16 protein-coding genes are annotated in these 19,826 nt (G+C 45.0%); 4 read left to right on the top strand and 12 right to left on the bottom strand.

Annotated elements, in window-relative coordinates; genetic code table 11:
* Positions 1-957: 957 nt before the first annotated feature.
* Entirely contained in the window at positions 958-1,362 is a 405-nt protein-coding gene (locus ABC765_RS00565) for a hypothetical protein (protein WP_347980501.1), read from the top strand.
* A gap of 39 nt (positions 1,363-1,401) precedes the next feature.
* Here ABC765_RS00565 and ABC765_RS00560 read toward each other — a convergent pair whose 3' ends face one another.
* On the bottom strand, positions 1,402-2,430 hold the full coding sequence (locus tag ABC765_RS00560; RefSeq protein WP_347952591.1) for an AI-2E family transporter: 1,029 nt from the start codon (positions 2,428-2,430) through the stop codon (positions 1,402-1,404).
* 121 nt (positions 2,431-2,551) lie between these two features.
* On the opposite strand from ABC765_RS00560, the gene ABC765_RS00555 reads away from it, so the two are divergent.
* A complete protein-coding gene (locus tag ABC765_RS00555; protein WP_347952590.1) occupies positions 2,552-3,733 on the top strand; it encodes a cyclopropane-fatty-acyl-phospholipid synthase family protein in 1,182 nt (393 codons plus the stop codon).
* Between the two features lie 274 nt (positions 3,734-4,007).
* Here the strand turns inward: ABC765_RS00555 and ABC765_RS00550 are convergent, their stop codons facing one another.
* The 8 genes from ABC765_RS00550 to ABC765_RS00515 all read right to left on the bottom strand — a co-directional run bounded on the left by ABC765_RS00550 (position 4,008) and on the right by ABC765_RS00515 (position 11,298).
* Complete coding sequence (locus ABC765_RS00550) at positions 4,008-4,556, bottom strand: alpha/beta fold hydrolase (protein WP_347980500.1); 549 nt, start codon at positions 4,554-4,556, stop codon at positions 4,008-4,010.
* A 1,519-nt stretch (positions 4,557-6,075) separates the two neighbouring features.
* Complete coding sequence (locus ABC765_RS00545; RefSeq protein WP_006499329.1) at positions 6,076-6,453, bottom strand: AzlD domain-containing protein; 378 nt, start codon at positions 6,451-6,453, stop codon at positions 6,076-6,078.
* Between the two features lie 2 nt (positions 6,454-6,455).
* On the bottom strand, positions 6,456-7,388 hold the full coding sequence (locus ABC765_RS00540) for an AzlC family ABC transporter permease (RefSeq protein ID WP_270628741.1): 933 nt from the start codon (positions 7,386-7,388) through the stop codon (positions 6,456-6,458).
* Positions 7,389-7,613: 225 nt separating this feature from the next.
* On the bottom strand, positions 7,614-8,792 hold the full coding sequence (locus tag ABC765_RS00535) for a HAMP domain-containing sensor histidine kinase (protein ID WP_347980499.1): 1,179 nt from the start codon (positions 8,790-8,792) through the stop codon (positions 7,614-7,616).
* A gap of 131 nt (positions 8,793-8,923) precedes the next feature.
* Positions 8,924-9,613 (bottom strand): response regulator transcription factor, encoded by a 690-nt coding sequence (locus ABC765_RS00530; RefSeq protein WP_180304923.1) that lies wholly within the window; start codon positions 9,611-9,613, stop codon positions 8,924-8,926.
* A gap of 99 nt (positions 9,614-9,712) precedes the next feature.
* Positions 9,713-10,426 carry a type II toxin-antitoxin system antitoxin SocA domain-containing protein gene (locus tag ABC765_RS00525; protein ID WP_347952587.1) on the bottom strand — a complete coding sequence of 238 codons (714 nt, stop codon included), beginning with the start codon at positions 10,424-10,426 and terminating at the stop codon, positions 9,713-9,715.
* A 12-nt stretch (positions 10,427-10,438) separates the two neighbouring features.
* The gene (locus tag ABC765_RS00520; RefSeq protein ID WP_347980498.1) at positions 10,439-11,041 is read right to left on the bottom strand and encodes a hypothetical protein; all 603 of its coding nucleotides are present in this window, start codon (positions 11,039-11,041) and stop codon (positions 10,439-10,441) included.
* Between the two features lie 5 nt (positions 11,042-11,046).
* The gene (locus tag ABC765_RS00515; RefSeq protein WP_185910572.1) at positions 11,047-11,298 is read right to left on the bottom strand and encodes a type II toxin-antitoxin system RelB/DinJ family antitoxin; all 252 of its coding nucleotides are present in this window, start codon (positions 11,296-11,298) and stop codon (positions 11,047-11,049) included.
* 161 nt (positions 11,299-11,459) lie between these two features.
* Here ABC765_RS00515 and ABC765_RS00510 point away from each other — a divergent pair, with 161 nt between their 5' ends.
* Both ABC765_RS00510 and ABC765_RS00505 read left to right on the top strand, forming a co-directional pair.
* Positions 11,460-12,527 carry an ATP-binding protein gene (locus ABC765_RS00510; RefSeq protein WP_347980497.1) on the top strand — a complete coding sequence of 356 codons (1,068 nt, stop codon included), beginning with the start codon at positions 11,460-11,462 and terminating at the stop codon, positions 12,525-12,527.
* Positions 12,528-12,787: 260 nt separating this feature from the next.
* Complete coding sequence (locus ABC765_RS00505; RefSeq protein ID WP_347980496.1) at positions 12,788-16,444, top strand: SNF2-related protein; 3,657 nt, start codon at positions 12,788-12,790, stop codon at positions 16,442-16,444.
* 209 nt (positions 16,445-16,653) lie between these two features.
* On the opposite strand, the gene ABC765_RS00500 is transcribed toward ABC765_RS00505, so the two are convergent.
* The 3 genes from ABC765_RS00500 to ABC765_RS00490 form a co-directional block, all read right to left on the bottom strand.
* A complete protein-coding gene (locus tag ABC765_RS00500) occupies positions 16,654-17,664 on the bottom strand; it encodes a Fic family protein (RefSeq protein ID WP_347980495.1) in 1,011 nt (336 codons plus the stop codon).
* Between the two features lie 322 nt (positions 17,665-17,986).
* Positions 17,987-18,493: an N-6 DNA methylase gene (locus ABC765_RS00495; RefSeq protein ID WP_347980494.1), complete on the bottom strand. Its 507-nt coding sequence runs from the start codon at positions 18,491-18,493 to the stop codon at positions 17,987-17,989.
* Complete coding sequence (locus ABC765_RS00490; protein ID WP_347980493.1) at positions 18,494-19,690, bottom strand: AAA family ATPase; 1,197 nt, start codon at positions 19,688-19,690, stop codon at positions 18,494-18,496. It lies immediately after the preceding gene.
* Between the last annotated feature and the right edge of the window lie 136 nt (positions 19,691-19,826).

Genomic DNA, 19,826 nt, shown 5'->3' with positions numbered 1-19,826 from the left:
TGTTGTTGAGTTGTACGAATAATTGCTTTTTCATGATCCATGGCTCCTTTCTTTTGCCGTAGTAAATATTTGATGTGTTTTAGTCTACTGATTCTCAATTAGAAAGTCAACACGTTTTTTAATTTATTTTTAACTTTGTCTTAATCAACAATTCAAGGCAGCTGATTTTGATAGTGAATAACAATTATCAATCTGTTCACGAACTCATCATGATCATTAATCGTGCACCCCTTAAGTTAAAAGGCAACAATCCGCAACCGTCTCGCACTGCACAGCACCACCATTCTCAAATTACCGTCATTCTCAGATCAGTTGCATGGATCATTGATAGTTACATTTGTAAACTTCTATTCTTAAATCAACGCCATGGATTACCCGTAATTACATTTGTAAACTTATATTCTCAGATCAACTTCATGGATTGCCCGTAATTACAATTGTAAACCAAAGCTGCCAAATCCCAGCCTAATAGGAGTACGAGTCAACTATTCACGTTCCGCTCGCCTTATCGCCATTGAGCATCGGCCGACTTGTTATTTATCTCATCGTCAAGCTTGATGCCACTGTTGTTAGGCTAGCGGTAGACATCAGCAGTTTTACCATTTACCCCATCGTCAAGCTTGATGCCACTGTTGTTAGGCTAGCGGTAGACATCAGCAGTTTTACCATTTACCCCATCGTCAAGCTTGATGCCACTGTTGTTAGGCTAGCGGTAGACATCAGCAGTTTTACCATTTACTCCATCGTCAAGCTTGATGCCACTCATCCACGATTTACCTACTATTTTGCGTTTTCATGGCAATAGTAGGTAATGTATAACCGATCTTGGCAATTTTACCTACTATTGCCGAATTTTTTGCTAATAGTAGGTAATTTTGTATATTCTCGCCAATTGGTCTTAACCAGTTACCTACTATATTGAAATTTATCGATAAAAGTAGGTAAGACACACCCGGATTGTCTCTGAAAACAGTTTTATACAACGAATTTTACCTACTATACATCGCTTTTTCGATAAAAGTAGGTAATGATATTTCCGTCATACGTTTTATACAAGAATCTTTGTATATTTCATCTGCTAAACATTTTAACAAGCAGCTGAAACGTCAAATCGACAATCAAGAGCAGTTTCCTAACGATGATGTCCTTAATCGCTTCATTATGACTCAGGCATCAGCCACGATGGCGGAAAGTTTAAATCGCTCGACTGCCCTGCATCGCTTCATCGTAACTCAGGCAGCAGCCACGTTAATGAAGAGCTGGAATCGCTCGGCTGCCCTACATTGTCTCATCATAACCCAATTAGCGACCACGATGGCGAAAACCTTAAACCGCTCAAGCCGGCTGCACCAGTTGGATTAAAAAACCAGCACCGATTTTCATCAAGGCTGGTCATTAAACCTATTCACTTTGTTTTTTGTCTCCAATCGACTTTACGCCCATGATATCAAGCAGGAAAGTAAAAATCGGCACACCGACGATCAAGCCCCAGGTACCAAACAGCTTTTCACTGACCAGCAGTACGACGAACGTATAAAAGATCGGCAGTTCCGTACGGCTGGACATAAACTTGGGATTCAAGACATATGATTCCAGCGCGTGAATTGCAATAATCATAATGATGATATAGATTACATCGCGAATGCCGCCAACCGAATAGCCAACCATGCTCAAAGGAATCAGTGAGATGATCACCCCGGCAACCGGCACCAGGCTGAAGATAAAGACCATCAAAGCCAACGCTAGAATCTGCGGCATATGCATAAACATCAGACAGATCGTCGTCAGCGCCGTGTTGCAAAGCGCGATGAAGAACTGCGCCTCTAAGACCACCCCAAACGTATTGACAAACTTCTTGCCAAAAAAGTAGATGTCCTCAAACAGCCAGCTGAACAGATCACTGGTCAAAAACAGCCGACTGAACGAATACATCTGCTTGAGCTCAATCGTATAAAAGAAACTCAGAATAAATGACATGAAGAACGTCACTGCCATCTTCGTCAGACTGGTTAAAGTTGAAAAGGCCAGATTAATCCCATGCTTGACCTGCGCAGTTACGGTACTGGCACTAATATAGTGATTAAGCTGCTTGATCAGCCAATAGCCATCCTGCGACTGATAAAATTTCAAGACCGAATTGACCATCTTGATGATTTCATTGATCAGCAGCGGCAAGTATTTGGTTACCGCAAAATAAACAGCCGCAATCAAAACGACATAGGTTGCCAGGACTACCAGCAGCGAGGGCAGTCTGGGAATCCAGCGCTGAACGAAGCGAACCCAGTGCACGACAATGTATGTAAAGATAAACGTCAGCAGAATCGTACTTAGCATGCCCCGCATCAAGTAGAGCACCCAGATCAGCAGTGCCAAAACGGCAAAGCGCCGCAATGGTACGTTGTCGATGAATCGATGCCATGCATTGACCATCTAATCCCTCCTATTTTTAGACAATTTAGCCTAAGTATAGCATGTTATGATTCAAATTCCGCCTAATTTTACTGTGGGGTGTATAATAACGTGCATATGGATTGGAAAGAAGGAAAATTTCATGTTGGAAAAGACGTTTTATAAAGTCCTGCTGAGTCGCTCATTTACCATCCCTGTCAAAATTGTTTTCTGGGATGGTTCCTCAGTCGTTTACGGCAATGGCGAGCCGCAAGCAACGATCCGGTTCAACGAGAAGATCCCAGTGCGCGACCTGACCAAAAACGCTTCAATCGCTTTAGGCGAGGCCTTCATGGATAAGAAAATCGAAATTGACGGCAGCATTCAAAAAGTCATTGAATCGGCCTACGAAAGCAAAGACAGCTTTATGCGCAGCAGCAAGTTCCGCCATGTGCTGCCTAAACAGGGGCATGGCGAAAAGGAAAGTGCCAGTGACGTCCAGAGCCATTATGACGTCGGCAACGATTTTTACAAGCTGTGGCTGGATGACACGCTGACCTATTCATGTGCCTACTTTACCAATGGCAACCACGATGATCTGAAGGCTGCTCAAATGGCTAAGGTGCACCACATCATCAACAAGCTCCACCCGCAACCAGGCAAGACGCTGCTTGACATCGGCTGTGGCTGGGGCACCCTGATGCTGACGGCTGCTCGCGAATACGGGCTGAAAGTTACCGGCGTTACATTGAGCAAGGAACAGTATCGGTTGGTGCAGAACACGATTGAAAAAGAACACCTGCAGGACGTGGCCGAGGTCTTGTTGATGGACTATCGTGAACTGGGCGATCGACAATGGGACTACATCGTTTCCGTGGGGATGTTCGAACACGTCGGCAAGGAGAATCTGGGCCTGTACTTTAAAGACGTTGCCCGCTACCTGACCAACGACGGCGTGGCACTGATTCATGGCATCACGCGGCAGCAAGGCGGGGCCTACAACGGCTGGATCAACAAGTACATCTTCCCTGGCGGCTATGTCCCTGGGCTGCAGGAAATGGTTGGCCATATCGTTGAAAACAACCTGCAGATTGCTGATATCGAAATGCTGCGGCGCCACTATCAGCGCACCCTGGAAATCTGGGACATGAACTTCAACGCACACCGGGCCCACATTCAAGACATGATGGGTGAACGATTCACGCGGATGTGGGATCTGTATCTGCAGGCATGCGCGGCCTCGTTTGAATCCGGCAATATTGACGTTATGCAGTTTCTGATTACTAAAGGCGCATCCGGCAAGAACCTGCCAATGACGCGCGACTACATGAGCAACAAGCACTAAATTAACTACCCGCGCTTATGGCAGCAGGGGATGAATCGCCAAAACTGGATAAAAAGATCCGTCACGTCAGCAGCGTGGCGGATTTTTTTGAGGATTATGGTGCAATGGATCTTAATAAGAATGCCATTGCAGGAGCCAGTCAGTCAACACCGCTAATTACTAAATAATGCCTGTCGAATTGAATCTGGCAAACGCCACCCAGTCCGTTATTCAACGCCGGCAGTTACAAAATAATGTTTGTTGAGTTGAATCTGGCAAGTGCCACCCAGCCCAGTCAATCAACGCCGGCAATCCGCTTCAATTCCGTCAACGCCAGCGGAAATTCCGTAAAGCCATCGCTGGTTAGGAAATGCCCGCCATCAGGACGCACGATCAGCTTGGCACCTAACTGATTGGCCATGGCAACCCCGAATTGATAAGGCGCGATCGGATCATTTTGCGCTACGATCACGGTCGCACGGCTGATCTTTGGCCGTACCTGGCGATAATCAACACTGTCCTGCATGAATTCATCCAGTCCGGCATAGTTTGGCAGCGGCTGATCAAATGCCCCCACCAAAAGCAGGCCCACGTTCTTGACGTCATGACGAGCCAGCCAGCGTACTGCCGTTATGCAGCCCAGACTATGCGCTACCAGCGTAATCCCATCTTCGGCCTTGATTTGATCATCAACTGCCTGATCCCATGCTGCCTGTTGCGGGGTAAACGGATCCGGCAGCCAGAGACGATCCAGTTCAATTGCCGGCCGGGCCGCTTTTTCCAGCCATGGGAACCAGTCATCATCACGAGTAGAGGTCCCATGAATCAAATATGCTTTTTTCATTAAATTACTCCTCTCGTTTTATCAATGCTTGGCTTAATTATAAGATGAATCGCCCCAGCTGGCTTGACGCAAAATGAAAAAGCGCCATTTTCAAATCGAACCAGGCAATCCCGCAACCATTTGGCTAACCAATGACGGATTCAATAGATTGACTAAAGGATGACAAATTAACTGATGCGGACATTCTGGCAACCACTAACGGAACATTATCGGCAGTCCAAATGGCAGGCAAGCACCAATGAGACCTTACCCGCAACTGATCAACCGCCGATACGTCACTACATGTAGCCGAATAGTCACCGATGCAAACCCGTCAGCTGTCCAAACGTCAGGCAACCACCAATGTAATCCTACCCGCAGCTGATCAACCGCCGATGGAACCTTGCCGGCAGTCGGACAACCACCGATGCAAACCCGTCAGCTGTCCAAACGTCAGGCAAGCACCAATGAGACCTTACTCGTAGCCGGACAACCGCCGATACGTCACTACATGTAGCCGATTAGTCACCGATGCATTGCTCATAGCACTCGCTTTGCCCAAAATGGTGAATAAGCGGGTAATCAAGAAGGGCGAAACCGTTCAAAATTGACTTTCCACTGTAAATTCAGCTGGCTGGTTGTCATAAAAGTCGTTGCCGAATCTCATTAGAGCGAATTATGCAAAAAATCATGCATAATAACATATGACGAAAATCTCATTACCTACTTTTTTCGAAAAAGCGATGTATAGTAGGTAAAAATCAATGTATATCGAGTTAGGGTATCCTAACATTACCTACTATTTGGGAAAAAGCTCCAAATAGTAGGTAATTCACAAAGTCGGTCTGACCCAATCAAGCCATAATTATGCAACTTTACCTACTATCCGAAGAAAAATCGTCTTAAGTAGGTAAAGTTAAGCCGGCCGAATATACAGTTACCTACTATTGGTCTCAAATCAGCCAATAGTAGGTAATTTGGGCCCCTTCAGACTCCACATCCCTATTTTTCTTCACAAAGCCGGACCCAAATCAGCTTTTTTAACTGTCCCATCACTAAAGTTCAGCCGTAGCTCATCCGCTCGCACCATATCAACAGCCGGGCAGACCCAGAACTTTACCGATGCCGCTGTTCATGGCCGAATCAACAGCGGGGCCAGACAAGTTCACGACACCAACGCTTAGCCGTAGCTCATCCGCTCGCACCATATCAACAGCCGGGCAGACCCAGAGCTTTACCGATGCCGCTGCTTATGGCCGAATCAACAGTAGAGCCAGACAAGTTCACAATACCAACGCTTAACCAAATCCCCAGCGAAACCAGATCAACTAAAACAACTAACGATTCGAACGCGCCGATTTGGCAAAGCCATTATAATGCACCACGACGGCTCAATGATCAAACCGCAATGAAATCTAAAAAGCGCCATTTTCAGCCAGCGCGGACAATTCCGACGCAAGGCAGCCCATGATGATCATGCCAGGCTCAAAACCCGGCCATCATGCTTTTGAAAATGACGCTTCAATTATTTGCAATTATTTTAAATTACCAAAGAAATCAGCCATACCGCGGCTAGCCCGCCAATTACCGAAACGGCCATGGAACGCGTAAAGTAGGCAACGATCATTACGATAACGGCCGCCAGAATTTGACTGACATGACCAAATGGCACAAAGGCGTAGGTCTTGCTCATAAAGATCGACTTAACGACCAATGCCGTAAACAGACTGACCGGCACGTACTTCATCCATTCGTTAAACCACAGCGGAATTTTCCGGTTGGTAAAGAAACGCATTGGAAAGTAGCGCGGGATGAATGCCGCAATGGCCGCGATCACGATGACGATCAAATGATAGGTCAGGTTGTGATGACTGGGCACCAACGACAGCACCGGCATACCAGTTAATAAATCACTCATGTCTATTTATCTCCACTCGATTTCTTGCTCTCCTGCTTGACCGCTGCCGAATCACTGGCTGCTTCATCGGTTTTGGCATCATTTTGCAGTTTTTCTTTCAACTCGGCTTTCAGCTCGGCCTTAACCTCAGCTTCTCGGTCCTTTTCCTGCCGGTCGCTGATCGTATCACGCGATGAAGCCGGTCGGAACAGTTTGCGCATGATCCAGGCATCGTCGGGATGATCAGAACGTTGACGAACCGTATTTTCGATCATGAAACCGATAAACGAGGCAATCAAAGTAGCAATGATGATTCCCAGCGTACTCTTGGTCAGGCTCAAGAAGATGACTGCCAGTACCGCTGAAACCAGACTGATCAACAGTGACAAGTGATTGCGCACCTGCATTACAATCATGTACAAGAACAGCGCCGTCAAGGCAAAGTCAACGATTTCCAGATCGATGTGCACGGCACTGCCGATCAGACCGCCGACCATATTGCCCCCCGCCCATGATAAAAGCGAATAGTGCTCTACCAACAAGGCATCTTTAGGCGTCCAGTTTTTGTCGGTCGCAAATTTCAGATAGTTGACGGCATAGTTTTCATCGTTCATTGAAACGGAAAACAGCCAGACGAAGCGCTGCGACTCATTTTGCATATACTTGGAAAGACTGGATCCCAGCAATGCATAGCGCAGTTCCAAGAAAAACAGCGTCATAAAAATTGAGGAGATGGGTGCATCAAGCATCAACAGCGAAGCCAAGATGAATTGAGCCCCGCCGGAGAAAACCATCACCGAAACAAGAAACGTCAGCAGGAAGTTCATCCCCGCGGCGTGTAACAAAATCCCACAGGCAACGCCAATTGGCACGTAACTCAGGCAAAGCGGCATCGAAACGCCTAAAACCTGCAGCCATCTGGCACCTTCTGGATTGATTTGCTGTGCTTTAGCCAAAAAGTATATCCCCCAGCATTTAAATGTTTTTCATCTTTTATCTCGTATTCCTTTGAACACGATGCAATTCCAGTCTAACATATTTAAATTTTAAAGAATACCAGAATAGCCCGATTTAGTTCGGTTTTTGCTGATCGTTAAGCAAAACTGATTTTCCGACTGCCCAAATCATTGATCAAACGTCAGCCCAACGATTCAGCCGACTGCGCTTTGATAGATACTCAACTACTCAGCTGGCTGTGCTTTGGCAGAGTCCTCATTGACCGCTGCTTCTGATGGCGCGGTTTGACTGGCCGGCAGCACCACGGTAAAGGCAGTTTCCTTTTCATCAGAGGCTACCGAGACCTGACCATGGTGCCGATCCACGATGCCCTTGACGATTGCCAGACCCAGCCCAGTCCCGCCAGTTGCTTTGGAACGCGATGACTCAACGCGGTAGAATCGGTCAAAGACGTGCCTGAGCGACTTTTGCGGAATCGGTTCCCCGTTGTTGGCGACTTTGACGATAATCATTTCATGGTAGCGCGAGGCCGAAAGCTTGATCCAGGTTGCTCCATGACCATACTTTAAGGCATTTGACACCAGATTGCTGAAGACCCGGCCCAGTTTTTCCGGATCGGCTTCAATCATCAGTGGTTTAGGATCAACATGCGTGGAAATCTCAATCCCTTTTTTCTCGGCTTCCAGCTCAAAACTGGCACTGACCTGTTCCAACAGCGGATCCAGATCGACTTTCATGAAATTGAGCGGGGCGCCATGCTGCTGCACCTTGGTAAATTCAAACAGGTCATCAACCATGCCCTTCATCTGCTTGGCTTTTTCATAAGCAATGTGGTTGTACTGCAGAATGTCCTGCTCACTGCGGTACTGCTTGTCTTCAATCAAGCCCAGGTAGCCGATAATGCTGGTCAGCGGCGTGCGCAGGTCATGGCTGACGTTGGTGATCAGCTCATCTTTGGACTTTTCCACCTGCCGCTCATCATCCATTGACTGAACGACGCTATCGACCAGCGTATTGACACTGGTGATGACGTCTTGCAGCGAACCATTGAGCTTAAATGGAATGCGGTGATCCAAATGTCCCTGCGCGATGTAATGCAGCTCTCTGATAATGTGATCCTGCTGGTATTGCCGGTAGCGCCGCATCAATCGCCACCAGAGAACCCAGATATCGATCACCAGCATGATGCCGATCACGATACGCTGATAGCTCCAAATGCGAATCTCCATCGGGCCAAACGCCAAGGACTGCTTAATGATGAAAATCCCGCTGTTGACGCCGGGATTACGCCGCACGATCCATTGCAGAATCACAATGATGGCCAGATTGATCATGCCCAGCAAGATCACCGTTGAGACGCCCTCGAAAAACAGCGAACTCTTTTCACGCGTAGTTAATTTCAAATTTTACCCCCTAACCGCCCACGAAAATGCCGCGAGCCTGCCGATCAAACATGATAAAAGGCCCAATGCCCATTCATCTGAGCGCCGGACCTCATCCATCAAACTAAAAGACCTCATCTATCAAATCAAAACTAGTGGCTTTCAACCTTGTAGCCGACGCCCCACACCGTTTCGATGACCTTTTCGCCACCGGTAGCGGCTTCGATCTTATCGCGCAGGTGGCTGACGTGAACCATAACCGTCTTGGCCGAAACCACGGACTCCTGCTGCCAAACCCGTTCAAAAATATCATCCGCACTGAAAACACGGTTGGGATGACTGGCCAGCAGGTACAAAATCCCAAATTCCAGCGCCGTCAGCTGAATCGTATCGCCTTTGAGCGTCTTGACCTCGTGTGAATCTTTGTTGATCACCAGTGGGCCAACGTTTAAGACATCTGGCTCATCGTTGGTCAGATCGCCTTTACTCCGCCGCAGCAGGGACTTGACGCGGGCCATGACCTCCAGCGGATTGAACGGCTTGGTGACATAATCGTCGGCTCCCGTAATCAAGCCTTGAATCTTGTCCATGTCCGTTGTCTTGGCCGAAACCACCAAAATAGGAATGGATGAATCCTTGCGCACCTGCTTGATAACTTCCATCCCATCCATTTCTGGCATCATGATGTCTAGGATTACCAAGCCAATGTCCGGATTGGTGTTTAACTTGGTCAGGGCTTCTTTGCCGTTGTAGGCCGTGATTGGCTCATAGCCTTCATTGCGGACATAGATTTCTAATAATTGAACGATGTCTTTATCGTCATCAACAATCAAAATTTTCATAAGCCGTACTCCTCATTTTTTCGTAATTTAACTTCTTTCATTATAACGAGCCTAAAAGAAAAAAGCTCGCATCAGGCGCGGGCTTTAGAAATGTTTAAATTACAATCGTTCCAGCGCATGGTACTTCAAAATATCATCATCGCTCAACAAGGTGTTTTGCCCTTTTGCATGCGCGATGCTCCAAGGGGTTCCCGGCCGATGCGTCAGATTGTCTGCCTCATGGTTCCAGGCATCATGCTGCTGATAGTATTGACCGTATTTTTGCGCCGTTTCGTTAATGACGTCAATAATGTGCTGGGCATCATCAAGCGCGACGACCTTTGGCATGAAGTCATAGTTATCAGCCAGCTTATCGGTATATTTGTTGTCGCGGTATACCGATCGCTCAACTGGACCTCTGTCGTAGGCCTCAAATTCGGCTTTGAAGATCGGGCGGCCATATTCAGTCAGCAGCTCGGCATAGACAAAGTACAGCGTTTTTTGCAGAACGAATGATGGAAATGCATACCGCCGCTGCAGGTAGCTGGCAACGTCAATGGCATCAAATTCGATATCGCCCTGCAGCTCTTTTAAGAAGTCGTGGTAGTCCATGACTTGTCTGACATCGCGGAAATAAGGATCCATTTTTTGAATATCTTTGAATGTTTTAGTCTTGCCGTTGAAAAAATGGGTTGAGAAGTATGAAAACAACTCAGATGGGATTTCTTCTGCCATTTTTTGACTAAAATCAATATATTCTTGGCGATTTTCAGTTGAAAAACAGTAGGCGTACTGCTTGGATGAAATTTTCGCCAACATCACTAATTGATACATCTACCTAACCTCCTATCTAAAGTTCTTTTCTTCTTCATGCCGATCATGATCTGCAAAGTTTGCCTGTTTATCAAGCTCATCCCATATTTGCAGCTCCCAGGGAAAAGCGAAATTATCTTTTTTAAAATAACAATGGAGCGCATGATATTTGCCATCATCACGGTGATAATAACGTGAGATAATCTTATTTGATTTTTTCTGATCTAATAGCGCAATAATTTCTGCCAGATCATCATTAACATTGTTACCAATAATTCGTACACCCAAAAAATCATTAAGCCCTTTTAGTAAAGGAATCTTATTCATACTTTTTTCTTTATGCGCATAGTAGGCGATCTTTTTATCAATTGTGTCAATGTTCTTTAAACGATGTCGGATTGTTGCTTCTTCAGAATTATACGCTAATCGATAAGCATTTATAAACATAAAGGTCTGAAGCTGACTCAACTCAAAATCAATCATTTGATGGAACTCGGCATTATCCTTGATCTCGGTAAAGCCTACTTTTTTCAGATTGAAAGCCGAGTTGCGCTCTTGTAGGTACTCGCCTTCGAATTCGTTATGCAATGAATAGATGTCATCGATCAATTCATCAATTACTGATATCACATCCATCTCGGCTATTCTCCGTCAGTTTTCTTATTGACATAATAAGCGGCGATCTCTTCCATTACGGCCCGCGGAATCTCAACTTGGTCATCGTCTTTTTCTGAAACGACCGCAACGCGAAACGGGATGGCTTTTTCCTTGGCGACCCGCTTAACGAAGATATTCAGCAGTGCCGATGAAGACAGTCCCAATTCCTGAGCAACTTCATCAAACTGCTTTTTGCTTTCGGCGTCTGTTTTAAAATTCATAGATACGGTTGCCATCATTAAGACCTCTTTTTAATATTTTTGTTATACTGATATTATATATTATTAACCAATATTAATCCAAAATATTGCGCTTGGTGATTGGAATTTGCAGCCAAGTTTAAAAGAGTTTAAAACAAGATCAGAAGTTTAAAAGAGTTTAAAAGAGAGGAGCAATTATGAATCCATTTAACCCTACTTTTGGTGATGTTCCTAAAATCTTAATTGACAACGATCCTAAAACAACTGACATCTATAAATTAGTTCAACAAAGTCTATTCGCTCGTTTATTTTTTATCACCGGGGTGCGCGGCTCGGGAAAAACGGTTCTGCTTTCTCATCTAACCAAAATGTTTCAGCAGGATGCTGCTTGTTACTGCATCGATCTGCTAAATAATGACGAGATTCTGACCAGCTTGGCCCAGCAGCTTTATGATCAAACTCATTCTCCCGCTGCCAAATTTTTTGACGAGTTGGGCAGCATTTCAATTGGCGGCTTCAGCGTTGAGCGCCATTTCAATAAATCAAGCCTGGCCCTGACAATCGATAAAATGATGGCTGAGATTCAAACCAAGCACCACTATGTCGTAATTACAATTGACGAAGTTTCCAACAGCGAGTCGATTCGTGACTTTGCTCAGCTGTTCAGCGCACTTAAACGTAAACAATATCCAATTTATGTCATTATGACCGGCCTGCCAGAACTTGTCTTAGATATTCAAAATGACGACAAACTGACATTTTTGCTGCGCTCCGATAAAATCGTCATGACGCCGCTCCAAAAAGCTGAAATGATCAGTACCTATGCCCAAGTGTTCAATTGCTCAACCCAGCTCGCCAGCAAACTAGCCCAGGCCACTGCTGGCTACTCATATGCCTTTCAATTGCTTGGGTATCTGCTGTTTGAGCATTGCCAGGGTAAAACACCTACTATCCATGACTATCAAGCCGTCTTTCCCCAATATCAGCTGTATCTTTTCGACAATGCCTACCAAAAAATCTTTGCCAGTCTTTCTGAAATGGATCGACGCTATCTGATCGCCATTCAAGGCAACCAAAAGCTGCAGACGGTCTGCGAGATAATGGGAAAAGATAAGATCTACGTTTCTCAATACCGGCGGCGAGCTATTGAACGCGGCTTAGTTCTGCCAAGCGGTCGTGGGTTCGTCAAATACACGCTGCCCTGCTTTGATCAGTACGTCAGTGAGGTGCAGAATCCTGATTCAGCCTACTACCTGGGATATTGATCGATTTTTCCGACTGACCACCGCCCAAAATATAAACCGGATCGCAGTCCAGGCCGCGATCCGGTTTTTAGTCTGTAATTTATTTTTCGGTGCAATTTGAGCTGATTTTGCACCGAAAACAGAATCGATGCACCGCTAAATTTTGATTGTCCTTAAGTTTATCGATGACACTTGCTTAGCCTTGCGCTAAAATCAAGACATATCGTTGGCAGTCTTTGCCACATTCGTATTAATTTCTACTATATATTAAGGAGTTTTCCATGAACGAAAAATGGCGTTCCTACTTCAACGCGACCATTCTAAAGCGCGGCCGTGATTACGTTGCTAATGACTGTGTCAAATCATTTCATATTTCAAAAAACAATGACAACGTGCTGCTCATCAATGCGAAAGTAATCGGCAGCAAGGCTTACCGTGTTTCGATTACCCACGATCTCGCCAGCGGGCAATGGAACATGCAATGCAGCTGTCCTTTTGCTAAAAAAGGCAATTACTGCAAGCATGAAGCCGCGGTCCTGTATGAATACGAAAATCAAGCTAATCGGCCCAAGTCCCATCAGTCGGCTGATCGAATTCTCTGGCGGGAGTATCTGGATACAGTCTACAATGCTCGCTGTGCTAACGGCCAATTCTATTTTGACATTCGCGCCATCCTCGGTGATTTGGAAATGCCAATGGCCAAGTGGCTGAGCACGCCTGATCTGCCATATGATGATATCTTTGACTACTCTGATCTGCAGCCAATGTACAGCTTTTCTGCTGCCGACCGCGAACCAGAAGCGGCTTTTAAACGCTCCTTTCATTTCTCATACAAACCTGGCAAAAAAGCAATCGGTTCGCTCACATGTACCAAAAACAAGCTGCTTACCCTGCAGTGTACCAATCCAGCTCACCGCGATCGAATCTGCTCGCATAAGATCACGCTGATTGATGCCTTCATTGAATTCGTCACTATCATTAACATCAACGACGCAACCAGTGTCTCGGCCGAAAACTTTATTCAATTCGTTGATCAGCATCTGCTTAGCAATCGGCCGCTTGAAGAAAATCAGGCAGCACGCCAGCTGCAGATTATCCCGAATATCGTTATCCAAGACTACTGGGACAGTTGCGAGCTGCGGGTGGGACTGCCCGATGGCTTTAAGTATAAGATCACTTCATTTCCACGCTTCTTAGCGGCCTGGAATCACAAGGAAAGCTTAAAGCTCGGGGCTAAACTGACGATCAATTTTGCCGCGGATCAATTTGATGCCCCCTCACTCAAACTATTGAATGAGTTTTATACCGCTTTTGGCTATGAAGCGCTGTTGAATTCTGACACGGGTTATGGCGTTGAAACCAAAGACATTCCAATTAATGGCCGCATTGCCGACGTGCTGTATCATTACGCACAGGAAAACAATGGTATCCCGGCAACCATCAATGGTGATAAGACGATTCTGCAGGCGACCGTTGAACCGCTGAGCAAGCCTAACCTGATCATTAAGACGTCCTTTGACAAGCAGCAGCTGGAAGGCATCAACATCACCCATCCAAAGACTGATGATTTTAAAACCGTACCGCATGCACATGGTTTTGAAGCTGAATATGAGATCGCGGACGATGAATTCATTAAACTTACCCCGACCAGCAGCATCACCAATGAACTGGTCAACGAACTCGACAAGCCAGGCGAGCCATTTACGATTGGCCGTGTCCGCGTGCCAGTCTTCATGAACGACATCTTACCGGATCTTAAGCAAAACGCCAACGTGGACTTCCAAGACGAAGAACTGGTGCGCAGCAAGATCCTGCCGCGGCCTGAATTTATTTTTCGCTTTAATGCCACCAGTCATGAACTGCTTTCAAAGGCGTTTGTAAAATATGGCAAGTTCACGCTGCCTTTAAGAGGACGATTTGAAGGGGAAATGATGGAACGCGGCTTATTTCAAGACGTCCCCGCTGAAACACGCATTCTTGAACAGCTTAGCGAGCTTGATCCAGGAACTCTGCTGGATAATGAACATTATGAAAATACCTATGTCCTAGAGCGCACCCCAGCCAACACCTATCATCTGCTTCAAGAAGTCATCCCCGCCCTCAAGCGACTTGGCCATGTTGAAGGATCGGCTGCCTTCCGTCGGCTCAAGGTCATGCCAGCACCTAATTTCAGTATTGAGGCCGCTTTTGAAAACGATCTGCTGAACCTGGAATTTGTTGGCGAGGGATTGAATGCCAAACAAGCCGTGAAAATCCTGCAAAGCTATCATGAAAACCAATCATATGCTGAGCTCGATGACGGCACGATTCTTGATCTGACGAAAAAAGCGCAGCAGCTGGCTCAGATTGAAAAATTGGTTGCTGGGCTGGAGCTGACGCCAACCCAGCTGGCTAAAGGAAAAATTCAGCTGCCCGGCTACCGTGCCGTCTACCTGGATACCATGCTGCAAAAGCAACATGAACTTGACTACCGCCGCAATGGCCGTTTGAGCGAGCTGATCGAAAACTTTGATCATGATGACCAGCAACCGTTTGATCTGCCTGACGACCTGGCTTCAACGCTGCGCGACTACCAGAAAAAAGGGACGGCTTGGCTGATGAAGCTGGCTCATTATCAGTTTGGCGGGATTCTGGCCGATGAGATGGGACTGGGGAAAACCCTGCAGATCATTGCCATGCTAAGATCCATGCCAACCAAACAGCCAGCCTTGATCGTCGCGCCGGCTTCATTGGTCCTGAACTGGGAAGCCGAGTTTAAGAAATTTGCGCCGCAGACCAAGCTTACGACGATCATCGGCACCAAGGCTCAGCGGCGTAAGCTCATTGCCCAGGCTGATGATTATGAAGTCGTGCTGACCTCCTATGATCTGCTCAAGCGCGACATTGAGCTTTACGCTGACCAGACCTTCTCATTTGAAATCATTGATGAGGCCCAGGCGATCAAGAACCATTCCACGGCCGTCGCCAAAGCCGTTAAAACAGTCGCGGCTCAGCATCGGTTTGCTTTGACTGGAACGCCGATCGAAAACCGTTTGGACGAATTATGGAGCATCTTTGACTTTATCATGCCGGGATACCTGTTCAATCACCGCCAGTTCAACAAGCGCTTTGTCAATCCAATCCAGGCGGGTGAGCAAGCGGCCCTTACGCAGCTGCAGGAAATGACCGCGCCATTTATTCTGCGGCGAACCAAAAAGCAGGTGCTCAAAGAAATCCCCGATAAAATGGAAGAAACCTATTTTGTGGGGATGAGTAAGGCCCAGCAGGATCTATACAACGCGCATGTTGCTCGCTTAAAGGATCGGCTGAATAATACTGACGAAGCCGAATTCAAAAATACCAAGCTGGAGATTTTGGCTGAGTTCACCCGCATCCGCCAGATCTGCTGCGCGCCACAGACAGCCTACGAAGACTTCAAGGGGTCCGCGGCTAAGCTGGATACCTGCGTGGAGTTTGTTGAAAATGCCTTAGAAGAAGATCATAAGCTGCTGATCTTTTCTCAGTTCACCTCCATGCTGGCCCTGATTAAAGAACGGCTGCAGAAAAAAGGCATCCCGACCTATGAAATCATTGGCCAGACGCCAAAAGCCGAGCGCTTAAAACGGGTCAACGACTTTAACGCAAACGATGACGTCAAAGTCTTTTTGATCTCGCTGAAAGCTGGAGGTACCGGTTTGAACCTGACCAGTGCCGATACCGTTTTGTTCTTTGATCCTTGGTGGAACGCCGCGGCTGAAGAACAGGCAATCGGCCGTGCTCATCGAATGGGACAAAAGCACGTGGTTTCGGTCTACCGTTTGATTGCCAAGGGAACGATTGAAGAAAAGATTCTGGCCATGCAGGAACAGAAGCGGCAATTGGCTCAAGATCTGCTATCAGGCTCTCAAGTTGCCAACTCAAGCCTTACCAAACAAGACCTGGTCAAAATCTTGGCCTAAATAAAACCGGATCGCTGTTCAGGCTGCGATCCGGTTTTTTAGTCTATAATTTATTTTTCGGTGCAATTTAAGCTGATTTTGCACCGAAAACAGAATCGATGCACCGCTAAATCTAATCATGATATCATTGGCAGCCTCAAAATGCTCAAAAATGGCAATCTCAAATTGAACAACGATGATTGCCAAACGTCTTCAATTGCGACGATTGGCTATTTTAGAATATAGCGACTGGCGCGGCCTTTGCCAACCAGATCGATTTTTTGCTGTTGGCGCAGGCTAGCCAATGCATGCTTAATCGAGGTTTCGCTATATTGCGGGATCAGATTCATTAACTCACGCCGGGAAAGTGGCTTCAATGAATTTTGTAAAGCCTTGATAATCATTTCTGAAGCATCCAGCGTTCGATCACTGGTGAAATCAATCCGATCATTTAATTCACGATATGCCTGCAAAACAATACTCAAAAAATAATTAACATATGGCTGATAATTATTTTCATTATGCTCCCAAGCTGGCCCGGCACTCCTCAACAAAGTATCGTAATAAGCGGATTTAGTTTGTTCAATCAGGCGTTCCAAACTGATGTATTTACCGACATCGTAGCCAGCACGATAGGTCGTTAGAAGCATCAGCAGTCTAGACATTCGACCATTGCCATCACGAAACGGGTGAATTGAAACAAAATCCAGCATAAAAGCCGCGTCAATAATCAATTCTGGAAAAGTATGTTCTTGAATGGCCTGATTATAAGCATCACACAAATTTTCAACCAATTCGTGGGTGATAAAAGCTGGCGGCGGATTAAAGCGAACCTCAGAGTGACCATCCGCAAATCTAGTAACAATCTGATTGTCGCTGTCTTTAAATGACCCACCCCAAGTACTGCTGGTAAAGGCAAATAATTCTTTATGCAGCGCAAGAATCGAGTTGGCTGTAATGGGAATATACGGATAGTTTTCATGAATCAGCGTTAAAACGTTCCGATAGCCAGAAATTTCTTCTTCACTGCGATTTTTGGGCATGGTCGACTGGTTGATCAGTTTTTCCAACCGCGTGGCACTGGTAAAGATTCCCTCAATTCGATTGGAAGCATCTGTACTTTCAATTTTGGCAACTTTAACCAACTGAGTGAGAACGTCTTTGGCCTTGAGTGAAATATGTTCCGTTTTTCCCTTCAATTCACCAATCTGGCTTAGCTTATCGACAATTTCCGTATTCATTACCAGATGATTTAGAGTTTGGTAGTCAAATTCTTTCAGTGTTCTCCACCTCTTTTCGGTGCAATTATATCAAATTTTGCACCGAAAACAGAATCGATGCACCGCTGAATCTAATCACGAGAATGAGACGCTAACGAAACTTCAATACTTTTTGCCAAAGCGTCAACATCAATTTCATCAAAAAATTCTTCAACATTTTCTTGAGTAATATTAATATCTTCTATTCGCATTAGAGTCATTCCTCCTTGAATATGCCTTCAAGTATAGGAGAATTTGGGATTTAATCATATGCAGTTGGTTATAGTGTGCTTACGATTGTTTCTTACTTTAGCAGGTCATAGATTGCATGCTCCGACCCATTCTTATACTTTCGATACTGCTCTAAAACATCGATAAGTCTGTCAAAATGCTGATTCCAAAAGTCATAGTTTTCATCATATGCTTTTAGATTTTGGACATCATGATAGTTCTTCTTGGCAAAAGTACTGGGCTTATCTGTCTGATTAGCAAATTTTGAATAGTCATTATGGTAAAGAATATACAGAATTTCTATCTCTGGTCGCGTATATATATTAGTAATAGATGACACTTTCTTCTCATAAGCTTTCGGAAGTTTAAAGTTTTCAGCACGTGAATCCAAAACTCGGTATATATCAATCTTAGACTGTAATCCCTTATTAAGATATCTTTTAGCAAATAACCTTCCTGCACGAACTCTCAACACTTCTTCTTGTAATAAGTCAGTACGGTTGAATTTCAATACATCATGATCAAGCAACACATTCAAAATCGCTCGTTCTGTACTTCCTTCAGCGAGTAAAGCAATCACTTACTTCACCGCCTTTTCTGTAGCCTTGAGCAGTTTCAGATAGGACTCGTATTCTGGTGCGGTGCCACCTAAATAATCCGAATCAAAGACATCGGTTTTATTCAGATCCTTCCTTACATCCGCATCTGAGTACCTTAGTAGTGAAATCTTAGGATCACGGCGCGTAATATAGATTTCATCGCTTCGGTCAATATCACTCAGCAGCTCTGAATAGTGAGTACTGTATATTAACGTAGCCCGCTTCTTGTTAATTCTTGGGTTCGTAAAATACTCAATAAAGCTCTGCACAATGGCATGATTAAAATGATTTTCCAATTCATCAATAAAAATAATGCCACCAGTTTTTAAAGCAAATAAAACATTGCCATACAGGGTGACTCCCTTAGCAGTACCTGATGAAAGGTAGTGTTCAATATTCGTAAAGTTCGTCTCAACGAATTCTTCCGGCTGATTTTTAAACTTTAATCGGTAGACAAGCCGATTTTGGTCATTTATCGATTTAGTTTCAACCTTTAAATATTCAATAGTTGGGTCCAAAAACTTCAGGATTTCTTCAGGTACGTTTTCTTTGGCATAAATCAAGGCATTGAAATTGGTAAAGATCAACGTATCAACAATCAACTGAACCGTGTATTTTTCAGTAGCAATCACCATCCGAAAAATCGAATCATCATTTGCCAGCACAGATGCCGTTATTGGATCAAGAGCATTCCGATCGTATTCTGGCTTAAGCGTTTCGGGAAAATCAAATAGTTTCTTTTTGGAAGTCTTGCTATCAATCTTTTTAACGTAGATTTTTTCTGAATCAACATGCCACCGCTGACCATCATCAGTAGGCTTAAAAATTGTGATGTCTTTATAGATTTTGCGATCTTCACCATAGAAAAAGGTAGTAATGGTTATTGGCTGTGTACCAAGCAAAACATCAGCCAACTGAGTCTGTTCAATTGATTTATCATTGAGCAGAAAAGTCAGCATTCCAATAATAGTTTTCATAATAGTGGTCTTACCAGTAGCATTTTTCCCAACAATCGTTATCACGTTGTCGGTCCAAAGGCGCTGGTAAAGATGAGTTAAGTCTTTGTTCTGATCAGTTATCGAAACTCTAGTATCATTTAAAACCGAAAATTCAATCTGCTTGCTAAATAATGGATGATTCTCAATTATTATCTTTAAAAAGGTTAACTTCTTTGGCATTTTATTCCCTCCGTCATTATAATTTTAATCCGTCCTTCTTGGCATTTCAAACATATAATCCGTTTGAAGCGTTCCAAAAATGGTAAAATAAAAAAATATCATCCAATCACAAACGCCAATCACGTTCATAATCGGA

This window comes from Limosilactobacillus sp. WILCCON 0051 (assembly GCF_039955095.1).
Lineage (GTDB): Bacteria > Bacillota > Bacilli > Lactobacillales > Lactobacillaceae > Limosilactobacillus > Limosilactobacillus allomucosae.
This window is presented reverse-complemented; position numbering and strand designations above follow the sequence as displayed.